The sequence below is a fragment of the Lactococcus sp. KTH0-1S genome, assembly GCF_052544945.1.
Genome location: NZ_CP195165.1, coordinates 2,011,268 through 2,037,621, shown reverse-complemented (window position 1 = coordinate 2,037,621; position 26,354 = coordinate 2,011,268). Strand labels below are relative to the sequence as shown.

General features: G+C 36.2%; 23 protein-coding genes, 1 tRNA gene and 1 rRNA gene. All 25 read left to right on the top strand.

The features are described 5' to 3' along the window. Positions 1 to 83 precede the first annotated feature (83 nt). Positions 84 to 1,124, top strand: coding sequence for a phenylalanine--tRNA ligase subunit alpha (gene pheS, locus ACRYLU_RS09935; protein WP_004254858.1), 1,041 nt, complete (start codon positions 84 to 86; stop codon positions 1,122 to 1,124). 36 nt (positions 1,125 to 1,160) lie between these two features. Then, complete coding sequence (gene pheT, locus ACRYLU_RS09930; protein ID WP_445080941.1) at positions 1,161 to 3,554, top strand: phenylalanine--tRNA ligase subunit beta; 2,394 nt, start codon at positions 1,161 to 1,163, stop codon at positions 3,552 to 3,554. Positions 3,555 to 3,779: 225 nt separating this feature from the next. Then, positions 3,780 to 4,901, top strand: a complete 1,122-nt coding sequence (locus ACRYLU_RS09925; RefSeq protein WP_038602088.1) for a 3D domain-containing protein — start codon at positions 3,780 to 3,782, stop codon at positions 4,899 to 4,901. Positions 4,902 to 4,960: 59 nt separating this feature from the next. Beyond that, positions 4,961 to 5,884 (top strand): ribosome small subunit-dependent GTPase A, encoded by a 924-nt coding sequence (gene rsgA / locus ACRYLU_RS09920; protein WP_058204995.1) that lies wholly within the window; start codon positions 4,961 to 4,963, stop codon positions 5,882 to 5,884. After that, positions 5,856 to 6,116 carry a hypothetical protein gene (locus ACRYLU_RS09915; protein WP_012898465.1) on the top strand — a complete coding sequence of 87 codons (261 nt, stop codon included), beginning with the start codon at positions 5,856 to 5,858 and terminating at the stop codon, positions 6,114 to 6,116. The genes rsgA and ACRYLU_RS09915 overlap by 29 nt, the downstream gene beginning before the upstream one ends. Further along, complete coding sequence (locus ACRYLU_RS09910) at positions 6,113 to 6,370, top strand: hypothetical protein (RefSeq protein ID WP_038602084.1); 258 nt, start codon at positions 6,113 to 6,115, stop codon at positions 6,368 to 6,370. The genes ACRYLU_RS09915 and ACRYLU_RS09910 overlap by 4 nt, the downstream gene beginning before the upstream one ends. A 58-nt stretch (positions 6,371 to 6,428) precedes the next feature. Then, a complete protein-coding gene (gene rpe, locus ACRYLU_RS09905) occupies positions 6,429 to 7,091 on the top strand; it encodes a ribulose-phosphate 3-epimerase (RefSeq protein WP_445080940.1) in 663 nt (220 codons plus the stop codon). Continuing rightward, entirely contained in the window at positions 7,088 to 7,597 is a 510-nt protein-coding gene (locus ACRYLU_RS09900; RefSeq protein WP_104143361.1) for an AAA family ATPase, read from the top strand. Before rpe ends, ACRYLU_RS09900 begins: the two co-directional genes overlap by 4 nt. A 9-nt stretch (positions 7,598 to 7,606) precedes the next feature. Next, positions 7,607 to 8,911, top strand: a complete 1,305-nt coding sequence (gene rmuC / locus ACRYLU_RS09895) for a DNA recombination protein RmuC (protein ID WP_038602079.1) — start codon at positions 7,607 to 7,609, stop codon at positions 8,909 to 8,911. A gap of 246 nt (positions 8,912 to 9,157) precedes the next feature. Next, positions 9,158 to 10,102, top strand: a complete 945-nt coding sequence (locus ACRYLU_RS09890; protein WP_080739885.1) for a 3'-5' exoribonuclease YhaM family protein — start codon at positions 9,158 to 9,160, stop codon at positions 10,100 to 10,102. Between the two features lie 266 nt (positions 10,103 to 10,368). Further along, a complete protein-coding gene (locus tag ACRYLU_RS09885; RefSeq protein ID WP_038602077.1) occupies positions 10,369 to 11,238 on the top strand; it encodes an aldose 1-epimerase family protein in 870 nt (289 codons plus the stop codon). A gap of 136 nt (positions 11,239 to 11,374) precedes the next feature. Continuing rightward, positions 11,375 to 12,283 (top strand): AEC family transporter, encoded by a 909-nt coding sequence (locus ACRYLU_RS09880; protein WP_098394164.1) that lies wholly within the window; start codon positions 11,375 to 11,377, stop codon positions 12,281 to 12,283. A gap of 8 nt (positions 12,284 to 12,291) precedes the next feature. Further along, a complete protein-coding gene (locus ACRYLU_RS09875; protein WP_445080939.1) occupies positions 12,292 to 12,852 on the top strand; it encodes an NUDIX hydrolase in 561 nt (186 codons plus the stop codon). 149 nt (positions 12,853 to 13,001) lie between these two features. After that, positions 13,002 to 13,967: a homoserine O-succinyltransferase gene (locus ACRYLU_RS09870; protein WP_445080938.1), complete on the top strand. Its 966-nt coding sequence runs from the start codon at positions 13,002 to 13,004 to the stop codon at positions 13,965 to 13,967. Between the two features lie 30 nt (positions 13,968 to 13,997). Continuing rightward, positions 13,998 to 15,086, top strand: coding sequence for a cystathionine gamma-synthase (locus tag ACRYLU_RS09865; RefSeq protein WP_445080937.1), 1,089 nt, complete (start codon positions 13,998 to 14,000; stop codon positions 15,084 to 15,086). 263 nt (positions 15,087 to 15,349) lie between these two features. Further along, positions 15,350 to 16,513 (top strand): MalY/PatB family protein, encoded by a 1,164-nt coding sequence (locus tag ACRYLU_RS09860; RefSeq protein ID WP_058204991.1) that lies wholly within the window; start codon positions 15,350 to 15,352, stop codon positions 16,511 to 16,513. A 54-nt stretch (positions 16,514 to 16,567) separates the two neighbouring features. Next, positions 16,568 to 17,707, top strand: a complete 1,140-nt coding sequence (locus ACRYLU_RS09855) for a cation:proton antiporter (RefSeq protein ID WP_038602062.1) — start codon at positions 16,568 to 16,570, stop codon at positions 17,705 to 17,707. A gap of 225 nt (positions 17,708 to 17,932) precedes the next feature. Then, a complete protein-coding gene (upp, locus tag ACRYLU_RS09850) occupies positions 17,933 to 18,568 on the top strand; it encodes a uracil phosphoribosyltransferase (RefSeq protein WP_011835873.1) in 636 nt (211 codons plus the stop codon). 141 nt (positions 18,569 to 18,709) lie between these two features. Beyond that, the gene (locus ACRYLU_RS09845; RefSeq protein WP_010906194.1) at positions 18,710 to 19,318 is read left to right on the top strand and encodes a nitroreductase family protein; all 609 of its coding nucleotides are present in this window, start codon (positions 18,710 to 18,712) and stop codon (positions 19,316 to 19,318) included. Positions 19,319 to 19,439: 121 nt separating this feature from the next. Further along, positions 19,440 to 20,687: an Nramp family divalent metal transporter gene (locus ACRYLU_RS09840; RefSeq protein ID WP_445080936.1), complete on the top strand. Its 1,248-nt coding sequence runs from the start codon at positions 19,440 to 19,442 to the stop codon at positions 20,685 to 20,687. Positions 20,688 to 20,744: 57 nt separating this feature from the next. Further along, entirely contained in the window at positions 20,745 to 21,062 is a 318-nt protein-coding gene (locus tag ACRYLU_RS09835) for an ATP cone domain-containing protein (RefSeq protein ID WP_004254946.1), read from the top strand. Between the two features lie 558 nt (positions 21,063 to 21,620). Then, positions 21,621 to 23,561, top strand: a complete 1,941-nt coding sequence (gene thrS / locus ACRYLU_RS09830) for a threonine--tRNA ligase (RefSeq protein ID WP_038602053.1) — start codon at positions 21,621 to 21,623, stop codon at positions 23,559 to 23,561. Between the two features lie 106 nt (positions 23,562 to 23,667). Continuing rightward, entirely contained in the window at positions 23,668 to 24,327 is a 660-nt protein-coding gene (locus ACRYLU_RS09825) for a trimeric intracellular cation channel family protein (protein ID WP_038602051.1), read from the top strand. Positions 24,328 to 24,589: 262 nt separating this feature from the next. After that, positions 24,590 to 26,136, top strand: a 16S ribosomal RNA gene (locus ACRYLU_RS09820). Between the two features lie 93 nt (positions 26,137 to 26,229). Continuing rightward, a tRNA-Ala gene (locus ACRYLU_RS09815) sits at positions 26,230 to 26,302 on the top strand. Positions 26,303 to 26,354 lie beyond the last annotated feature (52 nt).

Sequence of the window (26,354 nt, the reverse complement as noted above, 5' to 3'; positions counted from 1 at the left end):
TGGTATTTTTATTTTCCATTAAATCTGGCTCAAATCTCTTTTTAATAACAAATATATATTTTTCATAAGTTGAAAGGATAAAAATGAACTTACAAGAAAAAATTGAAGACCTTCGCAAGCGGACTTTGTCTGACTTACTCTCTGTTGCTGATGAAAAAACACTGAATAATTTAAGAACTGTGATGCTCGGTAAAAAGGGTGAATTGACTGAAATTCTGAAAGGGATGAAAGACCTAACTAATGAAGAACGTCCAGTTATTGGCGCACTTGCCAATGCTTTTCGTGATGAGTTTGGGGCAAAATTTGAAGCTAAAAAAGTGGAAATCGAACAAGCAGTAATGAATGCCGCTTTAGAATCAGAAACTTTGGATGTGACTTTGCCAGGAAAAGCTCAGAAAAAAGGAAGTCGCCATATCTTAACTCAAACGCAAGAGGAAATTGAAGAAATTTTCCTTGGAATGGGTTATGAAATTGTTGATGGCTATGAAGTGGAAACAGACCATTATAATTTTGAGCGAATGAATCTTCCAAAAGATCATCCAGCTCGTGATATGCAAGATACTTTCTATATCACTAATGAAGTTTTACTTCGTACGCATACTTCACCTATGCAAGCTCGGACAATGGATGCTCATGATTTCTCTAAAGGTGGTTTACGTATGATTGCTCCTGGTCGTGTTTACCGTCGTGATACAGATGATGCCACTCACAGCCACCAATTCCATCAAATTGAAGGTTTGGTTGTAGATAAAAATATCACAATGGCAGACCTTAAAGGAACGCTTGACCTTGTCATGAAAAAAATGTTTGGTCAAGACCGTGAATTACGCTGGCGTCCAAGTTATTTCCCATTTACTGAACCTTCTGTTGAGGTTGATATTTCTTGTTTCAAATGTGGCGGAAAAGGCTGTAACGTCTGCAAACATACCGGCTGGATTGAAATTCTTGGTGCAGGTATGGTCCATCCCAATGTGCTTGAAATGTCTGGTTTAGATTCTTCGGTTTATTCTGGTTTTGCTTTCGGGCTTGGTCAAGAACGTATTGCGATGCTCCGATATGGAATCAATGATATTCGTGGATTCTATCAAGGGGACGTACGATTCTTAGAGCAATTTGGAAAATAAAAAAGTCAAAAAACTGTGAATAGAAAGTGAAATAAAATGCAAGTATCATATAAATGGTTAAAAGAGTTGGTGCCTAATCTTAGAGCGACATCGGCTGAATTAGAACAAAAGATGTCAACGTCTGGGATTGAGGTTGAAGGTGTGACAAGTCCAATGGAAGGTTTGTCAAAACTTGTTGTGGGGGAAATTTTATCAAGTGAAGATATTCCTGACACACACTTACACATCACACAAGTGAATGTTGGAGCTGAAGAATCATTGCAAATTGTTTGTGGTGCGCCAAATGTTCGTGTGGGTATGAAAGTAATTGTAGCACTTGTGGGTGCTCGAATTGCTGATAATTATAAAATCAAAAAAGGTAAAATTCGAGGAGTTGAATCTCTCGGGATGCTCTGTGCGCTTGATGAAATTGGGATTGATGAAAAAATTAATCCCATGAAGCATGAGGATGGTATTTTTGAAATGCCAGCGGATGCTAAAGTTGGTGATAGTATTTTCTCTTATCTTGATATGAATGATGAAATCATTGAATTATCAATTACACCAAACCGTGCGGATGCTTTGTCAATGCATGGGGCAGCTTGGGAAGTTGGTGCTATTTATGGTTTGCCAGTTCAATTAGAAAAGAAAGATTTAGTAGAAGCTTCTGAATCAGCAGCAAGTAAAATTGCAGTAAAAGTTGAAACAGATAAGGTTCCAACATATAAAATTCGTTTGATTGAAGGGGTTAAGATTGCTAAATCACCACAATGGTTGCAAAACCGTTTGATGAATGCTGGTGTGAAACCAATCAACAATGTAGTGGATGTGACGAATTATGTTTTGATGGCTTTTGGTCAACCTTTGCATAGTTTTGATTTTGCTAAATTTGGTTCTGATGAAATTTTGGTTCGTCAAGCTAAGGCTGGTGAAAAAATGACAACCTTAGACCATGTTGAACGTGAATTAGATGATTCTGATATTGTGGTTACCGCAAATGGACTTCCTGTAGCGCTTGGTGGTGTTATGGGTGGCGCCGATAGTGAAATTACTGACGAAACAACAAGTGTTGCCCTTGAAGCGGCTCTATTTGATGGGACTTCGATTCGTAAAACTTCTCAAAAATTTGCATTGCGTTCGGAAGCATCAAGTCGTTTTGAAAAAGGAATTAATGAAGGAACGGTTCGTGAGGCACTTGATTTTGCAGCAGCAATGATAGTTGAATTGGCTGGCGGAAAAGTTCTTTCAGGCGTTGTTGAATCAAATGATTATCAACCTCTTTTGCCAAAAGTATCAATTACTTTGAGTCGCGTTAATAGTGCTTTGGGAACAGATTTATCTCTTGAGACTGTGGAGAAAATTTTTGTTCAACTTGGCTTTGGGGTTGAAGTTGAGGGTGAAAAATTTACTTGTGAAATTCCATCACGTCGTTGGGATATTCATATTGAAGCTGATTTAGTTGAAGAAGTAGCTCGTATTTATGGCTATGATAATTTGCCAAGTACTTTGCCTTCCTCACAAAATGCTGGTGAATTGACTCAAATGCAAAAATTCCGTCGTACGGTGCGAACAGGTCTCGAAAGTTCAGGGCTTAATGAAGTTATTGGTTATTCGCTTGTAACTCCAGAAAAAGCAACTGAATTTGTGGGTCAGCTTGAAACAACAACGCTTATGATGCCAATGACCGAAGATCGTCAAACACTTCGTGCAAACATGATTCCAGGACTTTTGGATATTGTAAATTACAATCAGAATCGTAAAAATGCTGATGTGGCAATTTATGAAATTGGCAATATTTTCTTACCAAATCCAGATGATATTCGTCCGATAGAAGTACCAAACCTTGCTTTTGCTATTTCTGGAAATGTTGTGGATAAATCATATAATGGGCAAGCTGTTCCTGTTGATTTCTACTATGCTAAGGGAATTGTGGAAAACCTTCTTGAAGCATACAAAGAAGTAGAATTTATTCCAAGCAATAATCAAGCAGCGATGCACCCAGGACGGACTGCTGTCATTAAAATTAATGGTCGTGTGGCTGGTTTTGTAGGACAAATTCATCCGGCGACAGCTAAAAAATACGACATTGCAGAAACTTATGTTGCTGGTCTTGATATGCAAGTGATGCTTGAAGAATTACCAGCTCAAACTATCTTTACTGACATTCCGAAAGTTCAAGCGGTTCACCGTGATATCGCACTTTTGATTGATGCTGAAGTGACACATGCACAAATTGTTTCTGTCATTAAAACAAGTCGTGTTAAAACACTTAGCCAAGTTGAGTTATTTGATATTTATCAAGGCAAAAACTTACCGGCTGGTAAGAAATCAATGGCTTACAGTCTCACTTTCCAACCTGTTGAAAATACAATGACAGATGATGAAATTACGGCTGCGGTCAATAAAATTACCAAAAATCTTGTGGAAAAATTGGATATAGAAATCCGTTAATTTGAAAAATTACTGACAAAAAACTGTCAGTAAAATTCTCTATTGGTATTTTACTGATAGAGATTTTTTTGTAAATAAATAATAAAGAAGCGAATGAAAATTTGCTTTCAGTAAATCAAGAAGCTTTTGTGAAAGTATTGTTTTGTATTTATTTTAAAGTTATGTTAATCTTAGTAAACATATTGCAATTAAAATCCTGAGGGGATATGTTAGAATAGACAAAGTATGAAGAATTTAATTCCTAAAAAAATAAAACAAGTTGGAATACTTGTGGGAGCTTTACTGATGATTTTGTCAGTACTACCATCTAATCTCTTAGGAGTAACAAAGGTAAATGCTGAGAGCTCTCAAACGGAAGTCAACCAAGAACTTACAAACTTCCAAACAGAACTCGATAGCAAATTAGCGCAGGCAAATAAGATTTATAGTCAAGCGCAAGAAGCTCAAGAAAAAGTTAAGCAGTCAAAGAGCAAAATCACAGAATATGAAAGCAAAATTGCTGAAACTGAAAATGATATTGTTCAACTCAAGGCTTCTGTCGCAAAACAAATGCGGGCAGTACAATCAAATGGTGGGGCTACGTTCTCATATATTGATGTCGTTGCGTCATCCAAAAATCTCTCAGAGATGATCACACGTTTGACCAATCTGAATGTAGTTTTGACAGCCGAGGCTGACCAAGCTAAATCTTTGATAGAAAAAGAAGCTTCACTTAAAACAATGAAAGTTAAATTGGAAGAAACGCAAGAATCTCTTGTGAAAAACCAAAATGACTATCAAGGACAAGTAGATAGCTTGCAAAGTAGTATTTCATCGCTTAAGGATAAAATTAGTTCTAATAAACAACTTTTGAGTGAAATGCAAGAAAAAGCAGCAGCAGAACAAAAAGCTCGCGATGAAGCATTGGCTAAATCGGTAGCTGAGGTTAAAGCTAAAGCGGAGCAAGAGAAGGCTAAGACTTCATCAAGTTCGTCAAGTACTCAAAACTCAAGCTCATCAAGTTCTCAAAGTTCACAGGCTTCAAGCGATAAAGGAACGGATGGTGCTAACAATGGCTCATCTACAACTCCTTCTGGTGGTCGTACTTTAAATGTAGAAGCAACGGCTTATGCTTTGAATGGGATTACAGCAACGGGAATTGATTTAAGTAAAAATCCAATTTGTATTGCGGTTGACCCAAGTGTTATTCCTTTGAATTCTCTTGTTGAAGTTCCAGGATATGGAATTGCAATTGCTGGTGATACTGGGGGAGCAATTATTGGGAATATTATTGATGTCCATTTTCCAACTAATGACCAAGCAATTGCTTGGGGACGGAAAAATATTCAAATCACTGTTTTGAGTTAATAAACTTTAAAAAATAATGAAAGGCTTACAGTTAAGCCTTTTTTTGGTATAATGAGAACATGATAAAAAATGGACGTATTGTCAAATCTTTGGCAGGCTTTTATGATGTAGAATCAGAAGGTGAAGTTTATCAGACGCGTGCGCGTGGTAATTTCAGAAAAAAAGGAATGAAACCTGTTGTGGGAGATTTTGTTGAATTTTCTACTGAGGAAAATTCAGAAGGTTATATTTTAAAAATTGGTGAGCGAAAAAATTCTTTAATTCGACCATCTATTGCTAATATTGATCAAGCTGTGATTATTATGTCAACAGTGAGCCCAAATTTTAGTTTGAATTTATTAGACCGCTTTTTGGTTTTTTTAGAGCATAAAAATATTCACCCGATGATTTATATTTCTAAGTTGGATTTGCTGACAGAGATGCAGGAAGGCTTAGATAAAAATAAAAAAACTTTTAATCAGCTGACAGATTATGAACAGATAAAAAGTGATTATGAACAAATTGGTTATGATGTTTTTTTCGATGCTGAGCATTTGGTCAGTAATTTAGCAGGAAAAGTAACGGTCTTTATGGGTCAAACTGGCGCTGGTAAGACTACTTTGCTAAATAAAATTGCACCAGAAATGCAACTGGCAACGGGAGAAACTTCAGAAAAACTGGGACGTGGGCGTCATACGACACGTCATGTTGAATTTTTTGAATTGGCTGGTGGCTTAATTGCTGACACACCGGGATTTTCTAGTCTAGACTATGAAGTGACGAATCAGCCGGATTTAAATGCTGCTTTTCCTGAAATTTTAAGAATCAGTCATGATTGCAAGTTTCGCGAATGTACACATACGCATGAACCCAGCTGTGCAGTCAAGCTGGCACTAGAAAATCATGAAATTTTAGAGAGCCGCTATGATAATTATTTACAGATTTTAGATGAAATTAATCACACGAGGGAAACTTATGAGAAAAAACGAAAAAAACAGGGCTAAAGATAATATTTGGTTGAAACAAGCTGGTTTTTTTGCCCTTGTTTTGGCATGGATTTTAGCGATTTATTTTAAAAATGATTTGTCAAAAACAATGATGATTATTGTATTTATCCTCTTGGTTATTGCAACTTTCTTTGTTATTTTTTGGTTAAACCGTGTCTTTTTTGGACTAACTAATCAGCCCAAAGAGGATAAAAAAGATTTAGAGAGTTCACAGGACAAAGAAAAATGAAAAAACGATTGAAAACAGAAGCCTTTTTAGCGGTTATTTTTGCGCTTATTTGCCAAATTTTAGAAATGTTTGTCTTCAAAAGTGGAAGTCTGGCCTTTGTGATGAATTTCTTGACCGTCATTGCTTTAGGCTTAGCAATTATGCTTGGAGTTCGTGCGGCAACTGTTGTAGAGCACAAACGTGAGGGTGAATCTTGGAAAACAATTATTAAAGAAGAACTTCATGATGAGTCATCAGAAAATAGTGGTGAATAAGTGTTTTTAGTTTCAAAAGATAAATTACTAATTCAAGTTATTTAGAGAGAGGATAGAAATGAAAAATAAAATTGCTCCATCAATTTTGTCAGCAGACTTTGGAAATTTTGCAAGAGATGTGAAACGGTTAGAATCTGCTGGAGCTGACCTTGTCCATATTGACGTAATGGACGGACATTTTGTGGATAATTTAACCTTTGGAGCTGGCGTTGTTTCGGCACTTCGCGCACAAACTCATTTATTTTTCGATGTTCACATGATGGTTGAAAATCCTGAAAAATATGTGGAGAATTTTGCAAAGGCAGGAGCTGATAGCATGAGTATTCATGTTGAAGCAACTCATCATATTCACGGAGCGCTTCAAAAAATTAAAAATGCTGGCATGAAAGCTTCGGTAGTTATTAATCCTGGAACTCCTGTAGAGGCGATTAAAACTGTTTTACCACTTGTGGATATGGTCTTAGTAATGACAGTCAATCCTGGTTTTGGAGGTCAAAAATTTATTCCTGAAATGATGGATAAAGTTCGTGAACTCGCTCAAATTCGAGCTGATAAAAAGCTTGATTTTGAAATCGAAGTTGATGGTGGAATTGATAACCAAACAATTAAAGTTGCTAAAGCTGCCGGAGCTAATGTTTTTGTTGCAGGGTCATTTATTTTTAATGGTGAAGTTGAAGTAAATATTAATAAATTAAAAGAAGAATTAATGGAAAAACTATGATTATTTGGTTAAATGGTGCATATGGTTCGGGAAAGACAACTATTGCTGAACTCTTGCATGAACGTATTTTTCCCTCGTGGATTTATGATCCAGAGGAAATCGGAGGTTTTTTTAGAAAAAATTTGCCAAAAGAAATTCAAAAAGATGATTTCCAAAAATATCAAGAATGGCGGACTTGGAATGTTCAGATTCTTGAAAAGTTAAATAGAGAATATTCAGGAACCATTATTGTACCAATGACCCTACATATGAAGTTTTGTTTTGAGGAGATTTTTAAATCACTAGAAGTGCGAAATATCGAAGTTCATCGGTTTTTACTTGAAGTTTCTAAAGAGGAACTAATAAGGCGTCTTAATTTAAGAAATGATGCTTTAAAAAAATGGGGCTTATCTCATTTAGAAGAAGAACTGACATTTTTTGATACACTACCAGATAGTGAAAAAATTAATAATCAACAAAATCTAGAACTTGTAGTTAAAGAAATTTTAGAAAAAGTAGGAAAATAAAAAATCAAGATGGAAGTCATAATTATTATATTACTTATACTTTTGATTTTACTGTCCCTTGCCAATTTTTTCAAAAAAACTGACAAAGGAAATACGAGTCATCAGTTAAATTATCTTAATCAAAATTTATCGGAAATGCGCTCAGATATTAACCAGCAACTTGCGCAAAATAGGCAGGAACTTTCTAGTAGTTTACGTTCGGTCAATAATGATTTTTCGGCACTGACAGAAAATATCAATAGTAAGTTTGATTGGCAGTTTAAAGATTTACAAAACTCAAATGAGCAAAAATTAGAAAAAATTTCTGTAAGTTTGGTAGAATCTACTGATAGAACGGTTAGTAAACTGTCAGAACTGACAGAGTCGATTACCGCCAAATTTGACCATAAATTTAAGGAATTACAAGATTCAAATGATAAAAGATTGAGTCAGATTCAAGAAACGGTCGATGAAAAATTGCAAGAAACATTAAATCGTAGAATTTCGCAATCCTTTGAACAGGTTACTTTACATTTGAAAAATGTGGAAGAGGGCTTGGGCGAAATGAGAAATCTTGCCAGCGATGTGGACAGCCTACAAAAGGTAATGACCGGTGTTAAAACACGGGGGATTGTTGGTGAAATTCAGTTAGGCCGAATTTTAGAGCAAATGTTTACAAGTAGTCAATACCGTGAACAAGTCAATATCCAAGGAGGCAATGCAGTTGATTATGCTTTGATTTTACCTGGAAAAACTGATGATTCAGAGCTTTTATTGCCAATTGACTCAAAATTTCCGATGGAAGATTACCAACGCTTGCAAATGGCATTGGAATCTAATGACAGTCTGGAAATTGATAAGACAAGAAAAGCATTGTTTAATGCCGTCAAAGCTCAAGCCAAATCAATCAGTGAAAAATATATTGTTCCACCAAAAACAACCGATTTTGCCATCATGTTTTTACCAACGGAAGGACTGTTTATGGAAGTGGTCAATAATCCTGAACTTTATGAACAAATCAGTCGTGATTACAAGGTCAATGTGACAGGTCCAACGACAATGACAGCCGTCTTGAACAGTTTGCAAATGGGCTTTAAAACTTTGCAAATCGAACAAAAATCAGCTGAAGTTTATGAGCTACTAGGTGCTGTCAAAACAGAATTTGGTAAGTTTGAAGGTTCACTGAAAAAAGTTCAAGAACGTCTGCAACAATCTGAAAAAGAGATTAGCAATCTAATCACCACAAGAACAAATGTGATGAATCGTAAATTACGGAATATCAATGAAATTGATAATAGTAAAAGTAGTGAACTGCTAGGGATAGATAATGAATAAACTTCTCTTTCTAGTTTAAGTTCGATATCTAAAGAAGTCGCTCTTAAAAGCGATAAAAAATTAACATATAAAAGTGGGACGTAAGAAAGAAAAACATTTATTTCTTTGGTGAAATGAAGCGCCCCTGCAAATTTATTTAACTGAGTTCGGGCTCGTAGAAGCGTGTGAAATAGAAACTGGATTATATTCAGAACCACAATTTTCATCACTTCTGAATGCTCGTTCTCACATCTTAAAGGAGAAAACATGGTGCTCATTAAAAACTTAGAAATTGGCGAATTTTTTGAAGGGTTTTATCTGATTAAATCAGTTGAATTACGTCAAACTCGTGCAGGAAAAGACTTTTTAGCTTTAAGTTTCCAAGACCGAACAGGAACAATCAACGGAAATATTTGGGATGCTAATCCTAAGGCGGTTGAACAATTTAGAGCTGGACGTGTTGTGCATATGAAGGCTCTCAAAGAACTTTATAATGGGATGCCTCAAGTCAATAAAATACAATTACGTTTGGCGACAGATAGTGAGCCCAATCAACCTCATGATTACCGAGAAAGTTCTCCTGTTCAAGAAAAAGATCTACGTGAATATGTTCAATCAATCGTCTTCCGTATTGAAAATGCGACTTTAAATCGAATTGTACGGACGATTTTGAAAAAATTTGATAAAGAATTTTATGAATTTCCTGCCGCAAAAACTAATCACCATGCTTTTGAAGGAGGTCTTGCTTTCCATACAACCACCATGCTTCAAATGGCGGAAAAAGTTTGCGAAGTTTATCCACAACTCAACGAAAATTTGATGTTTGCCGGTGTTTTACTGCATGATATGGCAAAATGTTTAGAGTTTACAGGTTCGGAAAATACTTCTTATACTTTGCGCGGAAATTTGCTTGGGCACATTGTTTTGATTGATGAAGAAGTGAGCAAAGCTGCCATTGAACTTGGTTTTGATGATGACAATGAAGATTTATTAATGCTTCGTCATTGTTTGTTGAGTCATCATGGTGAGTTGGAATATGGTAGCCCTGTTCGTCCGCAAATTATGGAAGCAGAAATGATTCATCAAATTGATGTTATGGATGCCAATATGATGATGATGACTACGGCGACTCAAACGCTTGACCCAGGTCAATTTAGTCAACGCGTTTGGGCTTTATCTAATCGTAATTTTTATAAACCAAGAAAAGATTAAACCGTGGCGCATGGTTCAAGTGAATAAAAAAGCTGTTTTGCTCCTAAATTTGAACAAGTTGGTGTGGAACAGCTTCACACTTCATGCTAGGCTCTCCACTCTCGCAGTCGAGTGGATTGTTAAAAGGGGAGCCCAAGGGGCTCCTCTTTTATCTATTTCCACAGTCATTTGAGTCATAATTTAATTTTTGATTTTTTTACTGACAGAAATTTTTGTCAGTAAAAATGGTAAAATAGAGGAAGTTAAAAAAATATAAGGAGTTTTTTATGAATTACACTTTGAAAAATGACCACTTAAATGTTGTTGTGGATACTTTTGGAGCAGAAATGCATTCTATTCAACATGATGATATTGAATATTTGTGGCAAGCAGATGCAAAATTTTGGGGCCGTCATGCTCCAGTTCTCTTTCCAATCGTAGGGAAATTGAAAAATGGGGAATATCGCTATAATGACAAAACTTATAAAATGGGCGGACACGGTTTTGCACGCGATAATGATTTTGAATTAATTAAGAAATCAGCTGATGAACTTGTTTTTGAACTTCGTGACAATGAAGATAGCTTAAATCACTATCCTTTTCATTTTGTTTTCCGTGTTTCTTATAAACTAGTAGACAATAAAATTAGAGTTCGTTATGAAGTGAAAAATGAAGATGAAAAATTCATGTCTTTTGGCGTTGGGGCTCACCCAGCTTTCAATGTTCCTTTAAAAAATGGAGCTTTTGAAGATTACCAATTAACAATTTCACCAGATGAAAAGCGGACATTTATTCCACTTGATCCACCGTCAGGAACTTTGAAACTAGATGAAAGAGTTGAAAGCCAAGTCAGTCAACTCCCATTAACAAGAGCACTTTTTGATAAAGATGCTTTAGTTTATACTTCATCAAAGGAGATGAAAGTTTCATTGACCAATAAATTAGATGACCACGGAGTCAGCCTAACATGGAAAAATATGCCTTATTTTGGTTTATGGTCACCTTATCCAAATGAAGCACCTTTTGTTTGTATCGAACCTTGGTGTGGAATTGCAGATGATGAAAATACTGATGGAGATATTACCAACAAATTTGGAATCAATCAATTGGCACCAGAAGGAAAATTTTCTTGCGAATATACCATTGAAATTAAATAATCAAAAAAGACTCTCGTATTTTTACGGGAGTTTTTGCTTAAAAAAATGCTAGAATTAATTGAGATAGGCTGTCAGTAAACTTAGGAGTTACAAAATTACTGACAGAATAAAAAAATGACTGACAGAAAGTAAAATAATGACCACAATTCTTCTCAACGCCTTGAGTATCATGCTTGTTTTGTTTTTAGCTCTCCTACTAAAGAAAATTGGAATTCTTCATCAAAAAGACGGAGCATTAACTTCAAAAATGGTTGTTTATCTGACTCTGCCAGCAACAATTTTAATTGGAGTCAATCATACGAAACTCTCTAATATTTTTTTTATTTTGATGTTTATGGGACTTTTTTCCAATCTTCTTTTGGTTTTTCTAGGAAAATTTATTGGACGAAAAGCTACTGTTGAAGAACGTGGACTTTTTATGTTTGATTTGTCAGGTTATAATATCGGAAATTTTTCAATTCCTTTTGTTTCTAGTTTTTTTCCAGCGGCAATTCCATTTCTTGCCATGTTTGACATGGGAAACTCATTAATGGTGACAGGGACTACTCAAGCAATTGTTGAACTTTCAAGTGACAGAAAAAAACACGGATTTATCTTACAAGAAATATTTGGCGTCTTATTTCGTAATCCACCCTTTGTTGTTTATATTTTTATGTTTATTTTAGCAATTTTCGGCCTATCTTTTCCGGATGAATGGCTAATTCCAATTCGCCCTTTAGCAAATGCTAATACCCTTTTATCTATCTTTACGATTGGGCTTTTTATGGAATTTCGTCTGCCAAAGGGAAAATTAAAACTTGTCTTAAAAATATTGACTTGGCGCTATTTACTAGCTTTTATTTTAGCTAGTTTGGTTTATTTTTTCCTTCCATTTCCAGCCATAATAAAAGAAATTCTTTTATTAATCTTCTTTTGCCCAATGTCCTTTTTACATATGATTCAGGCTATAGAACTTGGGAATGATAAGGCCTTAGCTGGATTGACAATAAGTTTATCCATGTTTATTTCTTTAATTTTAATGAGTATCATTGTAATAATTTTGTGAGGTGAAAAATGAAAAATCAAATAGAAAAATTATTAGAGAATTTTGTACCAGAAGGTCAGCAAGAAAAAACAGATTTTAAAGTTTTTCAAGATTTTGCAGCTGATGAAAAAAATTTGAATCGGTCTTCTATTGCACATTTTACAGCAAGTGCATTTGTTTTGAATGAAAGTCATGATAAAATTTTAGGAATTTATCATAAGATTTATCAAAGTTGGGGTTGGGTAGGTGGCCATGCTGATGGCAATGCTGACTTATTAGCTGTAGCGGTAAAAGAAGTTCAAGAAGAAACGGGACTGCAAACTTTCAAAAAACTTTCAGAAAAGCCAATTTCAATTGAAGCCTTACCTGTTTTTGGACATCATCACAGAAAATACGGTTATGTCAGTGCTCATATTCATCTTAATGTTACTTTTTTATTTGAAGCAAAGGAAAGTGATTCACTTCAAAAGAATACAGCTGAAACAGAGGGATTAGCCTGGATTCCCCTAGAAAAATTTTCCGAAAAATCCTCAGAAAAAGAAATGAGAGTAATCTATGATAAAATCATTGCTCGAATTATAAATAAATAAAATACAAAATGAGACTTGCCATAGGCAAGTTTTATTATAAGATTAAAAATTTTAAATTAGACCATCACAGAATTAAAATGCGAGACTATTGCAAAAAAATCACGAAGGGCTATAATTGAGTCTAATTCTATTTGAAAGTTGAGTGATTTATGCCGGTAAAAGTGATTGAAGGTCTGCCCGCAATTGATGATTTGCGAGCGGATAATATTTTTGTTATGAATGATGAACGAGCGAAGAATCAAAATATTCGCCCTTTAAATTTGCTGGTGGTCAATCTCATGCCGCGTAAATTAATAACTGAAAGACAAATTCTACGATTACTATCGAACACTCCATTACAAATTAATGTTGACTTTTTATATATGACTTCTCATGATTTTAAAAATACGAAACAAGGGCATTTAGATTCCTTCTATAAATCTTTTTCTGAGATTAAGAGTCAATATTACGACGGATTAATTGTCACAGGAGCTCCGGTTGAGCAGTTAAACTTTGAAAAAGTGGACTATTGGAGTGAGCTTTTGAAAATTATTGATTGGTCTAAAAGCCATGTCTATTCAAGTCTGCATATTTGTTGGGGGGCACAAGCGGCACTTTATGCTCGCTATGGTGTAACTAAAGAAAATCTTCCGCAAAAATTGTGTGGTATTTACAAAAGCTCAGTAGAGCAACCTAAAAATCCATTATTTAGAGGATTTGATGATTTTTTTAATTATCCACAATCGCGATATGCCCAATCAAATCCATCAGAAATAAAAAAAGTACCTGATTTGGAAGTCTTGTCAAGCTCCAAAGAAACCGGATTTTCAATTTTAGCGAAGAAAAATTTGCGTGAAATTTATCTTTTTGGCCATTTAGAATATGACCGTGAAACTTTAGCTTGGGAATATGAGAGAGATAAAGAGGAAGGACTGAAACCCAATCTTCCCCAAAATTATTTTCCAGAAAATGATGATAAAAATAAGCCAAAAAGCACTTGGGCTTCAGCAGCTTCCCTCTTTTTTTCAAATTGGTTGAATTATGCGGTTTATCAAGGAACGCCTTATCTAGGAGAACGTCTGAGTCAACATTTGAATGAAGAAAATTATGATTTTAATCAAAAAGAGCAAAAGTAAAAAATATTGAGTTAAAAAATGAGGAAATTTATGAATAAAAGATTAGATACTTTATTGACGCAAGTTGGAATTCATCAAGATGAGGCAACGGGAGCTTTAGTCAGTCCTTTGCACTTTTCAACGACCTATCAACATCCAGAATTTGGCCAATCGACTGGCTTTGATTACACCAGAACCAAAAATCCAACAAGAGCAACCTTGGAAGAAGCCCTTGCTTCAATTGAATCAGGACAATTTGCTCTAGCAACTTCGTCAGGAATGGCTGCAATTGTCTTGGCCTTTTCGGTTTTTCCAATCGGTTCAAAAATTGTTGCCAGTCGAGATTTGTATGGAGGTTCATTTCGCTGGTTTGATGAACAAGAAAAAGAAGGGCGATTTTACTTCTCCTATGCTAAAAGCGAAAAAGAAATGCTTGAGCTAATAGATGAAAATACTGATATTGTTTATATTGAAACACCGACCAATCCAATGATGGTTAAATATAATATTGAAAAAATCGCCAATAAAGCACAGGCATATCATGCAAAAGTGATTGTTGACAATACTTTTTATACCCCAATTTATCAAAAACCATTAGAATTGGGTGCGGATTTAGTGATTCATTCGGCAACAAAATATTTATCAGGGCATAATGACGTCTTGGCTGGAGCGGTCATTGTTTATGATGAAGAACTTTATGAAAGATTATTATATCAGCTCAATACTACAGGAGCAGTTCTTTCTCCGTTTGATAGCTATCTTGTCATGCGAGGCTTGAAAACTTTAAGTCTCAGAATGGAGAGGGCAACTAAAAATGCCCAAAAAATTGTGACTTTCCTAAAAAAACTTCCATCAGTAAAAGAAGTACTTTACCCAGGATTAGGTGGCATGATTTCTCTAAAAGTTACTGACAAAAACAAAATTCCTGCTATTTTAAATCACTTGAGCGTTTTTACCTTTGCTGAAAGCTTAGGAGGTGTTGAATCTTTAATCACTTATCCAACAGCGCAAACTCACCATGATATTCCACTTGAGATTAGAGAAAGTTATGGTTTAACAGATGATTTGCTTCGCCTTTCGATTGGGATAGAAGATGTTCGCGATTTAATAGAAGATCTCAAAGAAGCTTTAGAAAATTAAAAATCACTGATGAATAAACTAGCATATCCGTAAAGGCTATCTACGCACTGCGTGTTACGCTGTCCGTTTTGTCTATCCGCTAAAGCGAATGACAAAAAAGCGAAGCGCCAACGGCTATCCTATGATGAGACTACCAGCATATCCATAAGTGCTAAAATATGTTCTGTCAGTAAATTTTTTACTGATGGAGCTACTATCATATCTGTAAACTGCTAAAGCAGTGACAGCTATCCTATGACGAAAAGAAAAAAGAGAGTATAAAAATGACAAAATATGATTTTACAACCATTCCAAATCGACTTGACCACAATTCTGTAAAATGGCAAGAAATAAAAGAGAATCCTCATAAACTTCCATTATGGGTGGCTGATATGGATTTTCTTGCCTTACCAGAAATAAAACAAAGTATCCATGATTACGCAGACTATGGAGTTTATGGATATGCCTATGTTGAAGAAGATTTAATTAAAAGCATTCAAAATTGGGAAAAAAATCAACATCAGTATGACTTTTCTAAAGAAGCTTTAATTTTGGTTGAAGGAGTTGTTCCAGGAATTGGTCTGGCCATTCAAGCATTGACCAAAGAGAATGATGCCGTTTTAATAAACACACCTGTTTATCCCCCATTTGCCAGAACAGTTAAGTTAAATAATCGAAAGCTAATTGAAAATAAATTGATGGAAAAAAATGGGGAATTTCTAATTGATTTTGAAGTTTTTGAAAAAGAAATTGTTGAAAATTCTGTGAAATTATATATTCTTTGTAACCCCCACAATCCTGGTGGGCGCGTGTGGACGAAAGAAGAACTGATAAAACTTGGCCAAATTTGTAAAAAGCATAATGTGATTGTCGTTTCTGATGAAATTCATCAAGATTTAACATTGTTTGGTCATCAGCACCAGACCTTTAACACTCTTTCAGAAGACTTCAAAGATTTTTCAGTTGTTTTATCTTCTGCCACTAAAAGTTTTAACATTGCTGGCGTGAAATGCGCTTATGCAATTATCGAAAACCAAGATTTACGTGAAAAATACTTACAAAGAAGACTAGCAAATAATCAACAAGAAATTAGCACTTTAGGAATGCTAGCCACCAAAGTTGCTTATGAAAATGGAAGTGAATGGTTAAATGAACTCAAAAATGTGCTTGAAAAAAATATCACTTATATTGAGTCAGAACTTCATCAAAAAACAAAAATCAAAGTAATGAAACCTCAAGGAACCTATTTGATTTGGCTTGATTTTTCTGAATATCAATTAGAAGATAAGGTATTGGATGAAAAATTAGCAGAAGAGGCAGGTGTGATTTTAAATAAAGGAATAAGTTTTGGAAAAGCCGGACAAGCGCATGCCAGATTAAATGCTGCTGCACCATTCTCATTGATTAAAGAAGCAAGCCAACGACTCGTAGAAACATTCAAAGTTTAAGGATTTTAGTCGAAAAAGTATTTTTAAGAATGAAAAATATGTTAAAATCAACTTATGAATGATATTTTACAACTCACAATTGTTTTAATTGCCTCTTTAATTGCTACTCTTGTTTCAAGACGCCTTAAAATTCCAGCTGTCGTTGGACAAATGCTTGTTGGGATTTTGATTGCTCCATCAGTTTTAGGCTTGGTTCATAGCGGTCATGTTCTAGAAGTGATGTCTGAGATTGGAGTTATCTTACTCATGTTCTTAGCAGGAATTGAGAGTGATTTAACTGTTCTAAAGAAAAATTTTAAAGCATCAATGCTCGTTGCAGTTGGTGGTGTAATTGTGCCATTAGTTGCCTTTGGACTTGTTGCTTTTGGCTTTGGTTACGGAATATCGACCAGTTTCTTTTATGGAATTGTTTTCGCTGCGACCTCAGTGTCGATTACGGTTGAAGTCTTGCAAGAATATGGTAAGCTCAGTACACGTGCAGGTTCGATTATTCTAGGAGCTGCAGTTGTTGATGATATTTTAGCTGTATTGATTTTATCAATTTTTACTAGTTTTAAAAATGGTGGTTCTGGTTCTCATCTTTTCTTCCAATTTTTGCTTGAACTTCTCTTTTTTGCCTTTTTATTTCTTGTGCATAAGCTTATTCCAAGATTTTGGAAATTCGTCCAAAAACTACCCATTGCCAACAAAAATACGATTGTTGCCTTGATTATTTGTTTGGGATTAAGTCTACTTGCTGATAGCGTAGGAATGTCAGCGGTAATAGGTAGTTTCTTTGCAGGACTTGCTATTTCACAAACAGAAGTAAGTCATAAGATTGAAGAATATACTTCAGCAATCGGTTACGTTATTTTTATCCCAGTATTCTTTGTACTTATCGCCATATCTGTTCAATTCGATAGTTTAATTCATCATCCTTGGATAATTTTACTCTTTACCCTTTTAGCAATTTTGACGAAATTTATCCCCGCCTATTTTGTTGGGAAATCAAGTAAATTAAGTACTGGTGAGAGTATGTTGATTGGAACAGGAATGATTTCACGAGGGGAAATGGCTCTGATTGTAGCTCAAATTGGTCTGACGAGTGCCATTATCACAGATGAAGTTTATTCGGAGCTGGTTATCGTGATTATTTTAGCAACTGTATTGGCACCATTTTTAATTAAAATGGTCTTGAAAAAATATGATAATTAAGAAAAAATAAAGAATAAAAGACGAAAAATTTAAATTTTTTTAAATTTCATCTTATTCCTCCCAAAAAGGCCAAAAAAGTGGTAAAATAGAAAAAATGCTTTTAGAGAATAGCGAGCTTGCTAGGCTCTAAAAAATTTTGCCTAAAATTAGCAAAATTGCCTTTTAAAGGCAGTTTACAAATCTGAACTTTGCTTAGCAAAGGGATCTAGCGAAAGGAAAATCAAAATGTCAAAATTTCAAGTCGTAGAACATCCATTGATTCAACACAAACTCTCAATCTTGCGTCGTAAAGAGGCATCGACAAAAGAATTCCGTGAACTTGTTGATGAAATTGGAATGCTCATGGCCTACGAAGTATCAAGAGATTTACCCCTTGAAGATGTCGAAATCGAAACACCCGTTCAAAAAACGACGGTTAAACAAATCGCAGGTAAAAAATTAGCGATTGTACCAATCTTGCGTGCTGGTATTGGGATGGTAGACGGAATTTTGAAATTGATTCCAGCTGCTCGTGTAGGGCATATCGGAATGTATCGTGACGAAGAAACACTTAAACCAGTTGAATATTTAGTGAAACTTCCAGCCGATATTGCTGACCGTCAAATTTTCCTTGTTGACCCAATGCTTGCGACTGGTGGTTCAGCAATTTTAGCAGTTGATTCTCTTAAAAAACGAAATGCTAAAGCAGAAAATATTAAATTTGTTTGTCTTGTTGCTGCACCAGAAGGAGTGAAAGCTCTCCAAGAAGCACATCCGGATATTGAAATTTATACTGCAGCTTTGGATGAAAAACTTAATGAACATGGTTATATTGTCCCAGGTCTTGGTGATGCTGGAGACCGTTTGTTCGGTACTAAATAATAAATTTATCCCTATTTCAAATAGGGATTTTTTTTATTTTATAAAAAAAGTAATTTTTTGAATCAAAATAGTTTACAAGTGTAAATTTATTTGATAAGATTACATATGTAAACAATAAAAATAAAAAAGGAAGTAATTATTATGTCATTCATTAAATCATTAGAAAACCGTCGCACAATCTATGCTCTTGGAAGAAACGTTCAAGATGAAGAAAAAGTGATTGAAACAATTAAAGAAGCTGTACGTTTTTCACCAACAGCTTTCAATTCACAAACTGGACGTCTTTTGATCCTCACAGGTGATGCCCAAGATAAACTTTGGGATGAAATTGTTGCCCCAGAACTTAAAGCAGCCATGGAAGCACAAGGTGTTCCTGAATCAGCTTGGGATAACACACGTGCAAAACTTGATGGATTTAAAGCGGCTTTTGGTACAATTCTTTTCTTTGAAGACCAAGCAGTTGTTAAAAATCTTCAAGAACAATTTGCTCTTTATGCAGATAACTTCCCAGTTTGGTCAGAACAAGGTTCAGGAATTATTTCTGTAAATGTATGGACTGCTCTTGCTGAACTTGGTTTAGGCGCTAACTTGCAACACTACAATCCATTGATTGACGAAGCCGTTGCTAAAGAATGGAATCTTCCAGAAAGCTGGAAACTTCGTGGACAACTTGTATTTGGTTCAATCGAAGCACCTGCTGGCGAAAAAACTTTCATGGATGATGCAGACCGTTTCATCGTTGCCAAATAATCAATTATTTTTAATGACCGTCAGTAACATTTACTGACGGTTTTTTTATTTTGTAAAGTTGAACTCTTAAATGCTGCATGCTATAATTGTCCAAAAGGAAGTGAAAATGAAAAGGATAAAAATGAGGCGGTTTTTACAAGATAAAAAATATCCAGCCCTTGATTTTTTGAAGTATGTTGGACCAGGATTGATTGTTGCAGTGGGATTTATAGATCCAGGAAATTGGGCTGCCAATCTTGCTGCGGGTTCTCAATTTGGTTATAAATTACTTTGGGTAATTACTCTATCAACAATTATGTTGGCTTTTCTCCAGCATAATGTGGCCCACTTAGGGATTGTCACAGGAAAGTGTTTGTCAGAAAATGCGACCCAATACCTTAGACCCTGGCTCAGTAGAACAGTTTTGGGAACGGGAGTTTTAGCTTCTATTTCGACAGCAGTTGCTGAAATTTTGGGTGGAGCCATAGCTTTGCAAATGCTCTTTAAATTACCAATTGTGGTAGGAGCAATTTTAACAGCTGGTTTAGTTATCTGGTTTTTGTTTAGTAATTCATATCCTAAAATTGAAAAAGTTATTATTGGTTTTGTAAGTTTGATTGGGATTGCACTTTTACTAGAAATTTTTATTATTCAACATATTAATTGGGGACAAGCAGCAAAAGGAATGGTTATTCCTTTTGTTGATGCAAAATCAATGCCAATCATCATGTCAGCCCTAGGGGCCGTTGTCATGCCACATAATCTATTTTTACACTCGGAAGTTATTCAAAGTCGTCAGTGGAATTTAAAAGATGAAGCGGTGATGGAAAGACAATTGCGTTTTGAGTTCTTTGATACAATTTTTTCAATGTTTCTAGGCTGGGTGATTAATTCTGCAATTATTATCATTGCTGCGGCTTTATTTTTCCCTCGAATTGTAACAGAGATTAATCAAGCACAAGAAATGCTCGTTCCTCTCCTTGGTCCAGTGGCTGCAATTATTTTTGCGATTGCCTTTCTTTTTGCAGGAGTAGCCTCATCGGTAACAGCAGGAATGGCAGGTGGGTCAATTTTTGCAGGAATCTTTGCAGAACCTTATGATGCACAAGACCCACATAGTAAATTAGGTGTTTTAATCACAATAATTGGAGCAACGATTGCCATTTGCGCTTTAAGTTTTGTGACTTCGCCCTTTAATATTTTAATTTATTCACAGGTTTTCTTAAGTATCCAATTACCAATTACTATCTTTTTGCAAATTTATTTGACAAGTTCTAAAAGAGTAATGGGTAAATATAAAAATGTTTGGTTTACAAAGTGGCTCTTATTAGCAACAGGAGTTTTTGTAACTTTACTCAATATCGTATTAATCGTCGAAACTTTTAAATAATTCCGAAAAATTTGGTATAATAGTATTGTAAGAAGATTAAAAAATAAGGAGAAATTGATGCAAGCAAAATTAGTTAATAAAGTAGTTATCAAACGTAATGGACATGTCGTTGACTGGGATAGCTTCCGCATTCAAACGGCAGTATTCAAAGCTGCAATCAATGGTAAATACAAAGATAAACCGCTCCACGCCAATATGATTGCTAATAATGTAACAAAAGTCGTTGAAAAAGTAATTGCTGAGCTCTCTTTTGAAAAAATTGAGATTGAAACGATTCAAAACCAAGTGATAAAACAACTCAATGATTTTGATAAAGATGTGGCACGCGATTTTCTTGCTTACAAAACAAAGCAAAATATTGAGCAAAGACATTAATATAAAAAGAACTCATTGAGTTCTTTTTTACTCGTCAGTAAAAATTACTGACAGAACTTTTAATTTTGGGCTGTCAGTAATTTTATTTAGTATTATTTCCTTCTTGACAAATTTTAGGTCAAGCTTTACAATATAAAAAGAGACATGTTTTTAGTGAAAATTTCTAAGAAATCAGGCGGTTGATGCGAGCCTGAAATGGCAGCTAAAAATACCACTCACTACTTACAGACTTTTTGTAAGTTAAATTCTTTTTTGGACAACAGAAAAGCGTCTCTGACACGTTACGTCAAAGAAGAGAAATTTACTGACAGCAATTTTATAGCTAAAAATTGAGCACTTTTGTAAGCAATAATTGCTAGAAAGAGCTTAACGAATTTTGTCAGCAAATAGAACAAAGGTGGTAACACGCAAGTAGCGTCCTTTATAGGATGAGATTTGCGTTTTTTTATTTCCATAAATTATTGACAAGACTTTTAACAAGTAATTTATTGCTCCCAAGCAATCGGATTTTTCTGTCAGTAATTTCCAACTAAAAAAGATTAAAGAAAGGCACATAAAATGATTAAAATAACATTTCCAGACGGTAACGTAAAAGAATTTGAGGTGGGCGTAACAACATTTGAAATCGCTAAATCAATCTCACCTAGTCTTGCCAAAAAAACACTTGCAGGTAAGGTAAACGGAAAATTAATTGATGCCACTCGAGCAATCAATGAAGATAGCAACTTTGAAATTGTAACACCAGACCATGAAGATGCACTTGGAATTTTACGACATTCAGCTGCTCACCTCTTTGCTCAAGCGGCAAAACGCCATTTCCCTGATATTCACTTGGGTGTTGGACCAGCTATTCAAGATGGTTTCTATTATGATACAGATAACGAAGCCGGTCAAATTTCAAATGATGATTTGGCTACAATCGAAGCTGAAATGAAGAAAATCGTCAAAGAAAACTTCAAATCAGAACGTAAAGAAGTAAGCAAAGAAGAAGCAAAAGAAATTTTTGCAAATGATCCATACAAACTCGAACTCATTGAAGAACACAATGAAGATGAAGGTGGACTTACTATCTATACTCAAGGTGAGTACACTGATCTTTGCCGTGGCCCACACGTTCCATCAACTGGTGTCATCAAATTTTTCCACCTTCTCAACGTTGCAGGTGCTTACTGGCGCGGTAATTCTGATAACAAGATGATGCAACGTATTTACGGTACAGCTTGGTTTACAAAAGAAGAATTAGAAGAAAATCTTAAACTTCGTGAAGAAGCAAAAGAACGTGACCACCGTAAACTCGGTCGCGAACTTGACTTGTTCTTTAATGACGCAGAACTTGGTGCAGGAACTGCTTACTGGCTCCCAGCTGGAGCAACAATTCGTCGAATTATTGAACGTTTTGTCGTTGACCAAGAAGTGAAAAACGGTTATCAACACGTTATCACACCAGTCATGATGAACCTTAATACTTATAAACAATCAGGTCACTGGCAACATTACCATGAAGATATGTATCCACCAATGGATATGGGTGATGGCGAAGAAATGGAACTTCGTCCAATGAACTGTCCAAGCCATATTGCTATCTATAAACATCACGTTCATTCTTATCGTGAACTCCCAATTCGTATTGCCGAATTTGGGATGATGCACCGTTATGAAAAATCAGGAGCACTCTCAGGACTTCAACGTGTCCGCGAAATGACTTTGAATGATGGTCATACTTTTGTCATGTTAGAACAAGTTCAGGAAGAATTTAGTAAAATCCTTCAATTGATTATGGACATGTACCGTGACTTTGGAATCAATGATTACAGTTTCCGACTTAGCTACCGTGACCCTAAAGATACAGTGAAATATTTCCCAGATGATGAAATGTGGGAAAAATCTCAAGCCATGCTTAAAGCAACAATGGATGACATGAATCTTGACTACGTTGAAGCAGAAGGGGAAGCAGCATTTTACGGTCCTAAACTTGACATTCAAGTTAAAACTGCGCTTGGTAATGAAGAAACACTTTCAACTATTCAGTTAGACTTCCTTAATCCTGAAAACTTTGATATTTCATATATCGGTGCTGACGGGGAAAAACATCGCCCCGTAATGATTCACCGTGGTGTAATCTCAACCCTTGAACGTTTCATTGCCTACCTTATCGAAGTTTATAAAGGTGCTTTCCCAACATGGCTCGCTCCAACTCAAGCAACCATTATCCCAGTAAATAATGAAATTCATGCCGATTATGCATGGAAAATTCAACGTGAACTTCAAGATAAAGGATTCCGCGTTGTTGTCGATGAAGCCAATGAAAAAATGGGCTGGAAGATTCGTCAATCACAAACACATAAAATTCCATATCAAATTGTTATTGGAGACCAAGAACAAGCTGATGGAACTGTAAATATTCGTCGTTATGGCTCAAAAGAAACAAAAGTCATTCCGCTTGAAGAATTTATTGAAAATATCAGCGCAGATGTTGCTAATTTTAGCCGCGTTGATTAAAGAAAAAGAGACTGTTGAAAATCAGTCTCTTTTTTATTTATATTGGAGAATTATAGGGTATAATAAATTGTATTAAAAAGATTATTAAGGTGAAGTATAAAGAAATATGGAAGTGATTAGCAGTTTTTATTTATTTTTGGAAATTTTAGGAACCGTAGCATTCGCTATTTCGGGGACCGTAGTGGGGATCAATCATAAACTAGATATTTTTGGTATTCTTGTGATGTCAGTAATAACAGCAGTTGGTGGTGGGATATTTCGAGATTTACTCTTAGGAGCAACACCGCCTACAGCATTAAAATCACCATTTTTTATAGTTATTTCGATTATTGCATCAATAGTAGCTATGCTTGTAGCACTAATAATTAAATCAAGAAGAGAAGCATTGAGTATTTTTAAAGCAGCACGTTTCTATAATAATCTTCTCCTGGTTTCTGACGCAATAGGTTTAGGAATTTTTACAGTATTAGGGATTGATGCTGGAATAGCACATGGTTATTCACAAAATATCTTCTTCATTGTATTCTTAGGAGTATTGACAGGTGTCGGTGGTGGAATGATTCGCGATGTGATTGCAAATCAAGTTCCAATGATTTTTAGAGAAAACATCTATGCCCTACCATGTATTATTGGTGGAATTCTATATGTATACCTTCAATCGGTAATCAGCCATAACTTTGCTTTATTTATTTCTGTCATCTTTATCGTTCTCATCAGAATCATTTCAGAACAAAGAAAACTAAATTTACCAAGAATTGAATATTAATGTATTTAATAAAACATGACAACCGCGGGGTTTTCCGGATGTAAGATAAAAAAAGGGATAAAAGTCACAGTTAATTCTTGACAATGAGAAGTAGGTTTGATAGAATATAATAGTTGTCGCAAGAGACGAGGGTCTTGAAGCGATAAGCTAGACCATTGAAAACTGAATAAAGAAGAATGACTCATGTGATGTAGTAAGATACATCAAAAATCTGTCAATCAATAATGAAAGACAAGCCAGTCACCTAGGTGACTTAAATACTTTATTTGAGAGTTTGATCCTGGCTCAGGACGAACGCTGGCGGCGTGCCTAATACATGCAAGTTGAGCGCTGAAGGTTGGTACTTGTACCGACTGGATGAGCAGCGAACGGGTGAGTAACGCGTGGGGAATCTGCCTTTGAGCGGGGGACAACATTTGGAAACGAATGCTAATACCGCATAACAACTTTAAACACAAGTTTTAAGTTTGAAAGATGCAATTGCATCACTCAAAGATGATCCCGCGTTGTATTAGCTAGTTGGTGAGGTAAAGGCTCACCAAGGCGATGATACATAGCCGACCTGAGAGGGTGATCGGCCACATTGGGACTGAGACACGGCCCAAACTCCTACGGGAGGCAGCAGTAGGGAATCTTCGGCAATGGACGAAAGTCTGACCGAGCAACGCCGCGTGAGTGAAGAAGGTTTTCGGATCGTAAAACTCTGTTGGTAGAGAAGAACGTTGGTGAGAGTGGAAAGCTCATCAAGTGACGGTAACTACCCAGAAAGGGACGGCTAACTACGTGCCAGCAGCCGCGGTAATACGTAGGTCCCGAGCGTTGTCCGGATTTATTGGGCGTAAAGCGAGCGCAGGTGGTTTATTAAGTCTGGTGTAAAAGGCAGTGGCTCAACCATTGTATGCATTGGAAACTGGTAGACTTGAGTGCAGGAGAGGAGAGTGGAATTCCATGTGTAGCGGTGAAATGCGTAGATATATGGAGGAACACCGGTGGCGAAAGCGGCTCTCTGGCCTGTAACTGACACTGAGGCTCGAAAGCGTGGGGAGCAAACAGGATTAGATACCCTGGTAGTCCACGCCGTAAACGATGAGTGCTAGATGTAGGGAGCTATAAGTTCTCTGTATCGCAGCTAACGCAATAAGCACTCCGCCTGGGGAGTACGACCGCAAGGTTGAAACTCAAAGGAATTGACGGGGGCCCGCACAAGCGGTGGAGCATGTGGTTTAATTCGAAGCAACGCGAAGAACCTTACCAGGTCTTGACATACTCGTGCTATTCCTAGAGATAGGAAGTTCCTTCGGGACACGGGATACAGGTGGTGCATGGTTGTCGTCAGCTCGTGTCGTGAGATGTTGGGTTAAGTCCCGCAACGAGCGCAACCCCTATTGTTAGTTGCCATCATTAAGTTGGGCACTCTAACGAGACTGCCGGTGATAAACCGGAGGAAGGTGGGGATGACGTCAAATCATCATGCCCCTTATGACCTGGGCTACACACGTGCTACAATGGATGGTACAACGAGTCGCGAGACAGTGATGTTTAGCTAATCTCTTAAAACCATTCTCAGTTCGGATTGTAGGCTGCAACTCGCCTACATGAAGTCGGAATCGCTAGTAATCGCGGATCAGCACGCCGCGGTGAATACGTTCCCGGGCCTTGTACACACCGCCCGTCACACCACGGGAGTTGGGAGTACCCGAAGTAGGTTGCCTAACCGCAAGGAGGGCGCTTCCTAAGGTAAGACCGATGACTGGGGTGAAGTCGTAACAAGGTAGCCGTATCGGAAGGTGCGGCTGGATCACCTCCTTTCTAAGGAATATATACAAAGACGTGAGCATTCAACTTTATTCAGTTTTGAGGGGTTTAGTGATAAACCTAAGCAAGAATCAAATTCTTGATTGTGGGGCCTTAGCTCAGCTGGGAGAGCGCCTGCTTTGCACGCAGGAGGTCAGCGGTTCGATCCCGCTAGGCTCCATTGTCAGACAAGACGTTAAAATCACTTGAACATTGAAAACTAAATAACAATA

Excerpts from the sequence above, each read along its gene's own strand:
- ACRYLU_RS09880 (WP_098394164.1), top strand. The coding sequence starts at position 11,375 with ATGACCACAATTCTTCTCAACGCCTTGAGTATCATGCTTGTTTTGTTT.
- pheT (WP_445080941.1), top strand. The coding sequence starts at position 1,161 with ATGCAAGTATCATATAAATGGTTAAAAGAGTTGGTGCCTAATCTTAGA.
- ACRYLU_RS09860 (WP_058204991.1), top strand. The coding sequence starts at position 15,350 with ATGACAAAATATGATTTTACAACCATTCCAAATCGACTTGACCACAAT.
- upp (WP_011835873.1), top strand. The coding sequence starts at position 17,933 with ATGTCAAAATTTCAAGTCGTAGAACATCCATTGATTCAACACAAACTC.
- ACRYLU_RS09925 (WP_038602088.1), top strand. The coding sequence starts at position 3,780 with ATGAAGAATTTAATTCCTAAAAAAATAAAACAAGTTGGAATACTTGTG.
- ACRYLU_RS09885 (WP_038602077.1), top strand. The coding sequence starts at position 10,369 with ATGAATTACACTTTGAAAAATGACCACTTAAATGTTGTTGTGGATACT.
- rsgA (WP_058204995.1), top strand. The coding sequence starts at position 4,961 with ATGATAAAAAATGGACGTATTGTCAAATCTTTGGCAGGCTTTTATGAT.
- pheS (WP_004254858.1), top strand. The coding sequence starts at position 84 with ATGAACTTACAAGAAAAAATTGAAGACCTTCGCAAGCGGACTTTGTCT.
- ACRYLU_RS09865 (WP_445080937.1), top strand. The coding sequence starts at position 13,998 with ATGAATAAAAGATTAGATACTTTATTGACGCAAGTTGGAATTCATCAA.
- ACRYLU_RS09840 (WP_445080936.1), top strand. The coding sequence starts at position 19,440 with ATGAGGCGGTTTTTACAAGATAAAAAATATCCAGCCCTTGATTTTTTG.
- ACRYLU_RS09835 (WP_004254946.1), top strand. The coding sequence starts at position 20,745 with ATGCAAGCAAAATTAGTTAATAAAGTAGTTATCAAACGTAATGGACAT.
- ACRYLU_RS09915 (WP_012898465.1), top strand. The coding sequence starts at position 5,856 with ATGAGAAAAAACGAAAAAAACAGGGCTAAAGATAATATTTGGTTGAAA.
- ACRYLU_RS09870 (WP_445080938.1), top strand. The coding sequence starts at position 13,002 with ATGCCGGTAAAAGTGATTGAAGGTCTGCCCGCAATTGATGATTTGCGA.
- ACRYLU_RS09910 (WP_038602084.1), top strand. The coding sequence starts at position 6,113 with ATGAAAAAACGATTGAAAACAGAAGCCTTTTTAGCGGTTATTTTTGCG.
- rmuC (WP_038602079.1), top strand. The coding sequence starts at position 7,607 with ATGGAAGTCATAATTATTATATTACTTATACTTTTGATTTTACTGTCC.
- ACRYLU_RS09890 (WP_080739885.1), top strand. The coding sequence starts at position 9,158 with ATGGTGCTCATTAAAAACTTAGAAATTGGCGAATTTTTTGAAGGGTTT.
- ACRYLU_RS09875 (WP_445080939.1), top strand. The coding sequence starts at position 12,292 with ATGAAAAATCAAATAGAAAAATTATTAGAGAATTTTGTACCAGAAGGT.
- thrS (WP_038602053.1), top strand. The coding sequence starts at position 21,621 with ATGATTAAAATAACATTTCCAGACGGTAACGTAAAAGAATTTGAGGTG.
- ACRYLU_RS09825 (WP_038602051.1), top strand. The coding sequence starts at position 23,668 with ATGGAAGTGATTAGCAGTTTTTATTTATTTTTGGAAATTTTAGGAACC.
- ACRYLU_RS09855 (WP_038602062.1), top strand. The coding sequence starts at position 16,568 with ATGAATGATATTTTACAACTCACAATTGTTTTAATTGCCTCTTTAATT.
- ACRYLU_RS09900 (WP_104143361.1), top strand. The coding sequence starts at position 7,088 with ATGATTATTTGGTTAAATGGTGCATATGGTTCGGGAAAGACAACTATT.
- rpe (WP_445080940.1), top strand. The coding sequence starts at position 6,429 with ATGAAAAATAAAATTGCTCCATCAATTTTGTCAGCAGACTTTGGAAAT.
- ACRYLU_RS09845 (WP_010906194.1), top strand. The coding sequence starts at position 18,710 with ATGTCATTCATTAAATCATTAGAAAACCGTCGCACAATCTATGCTCTT.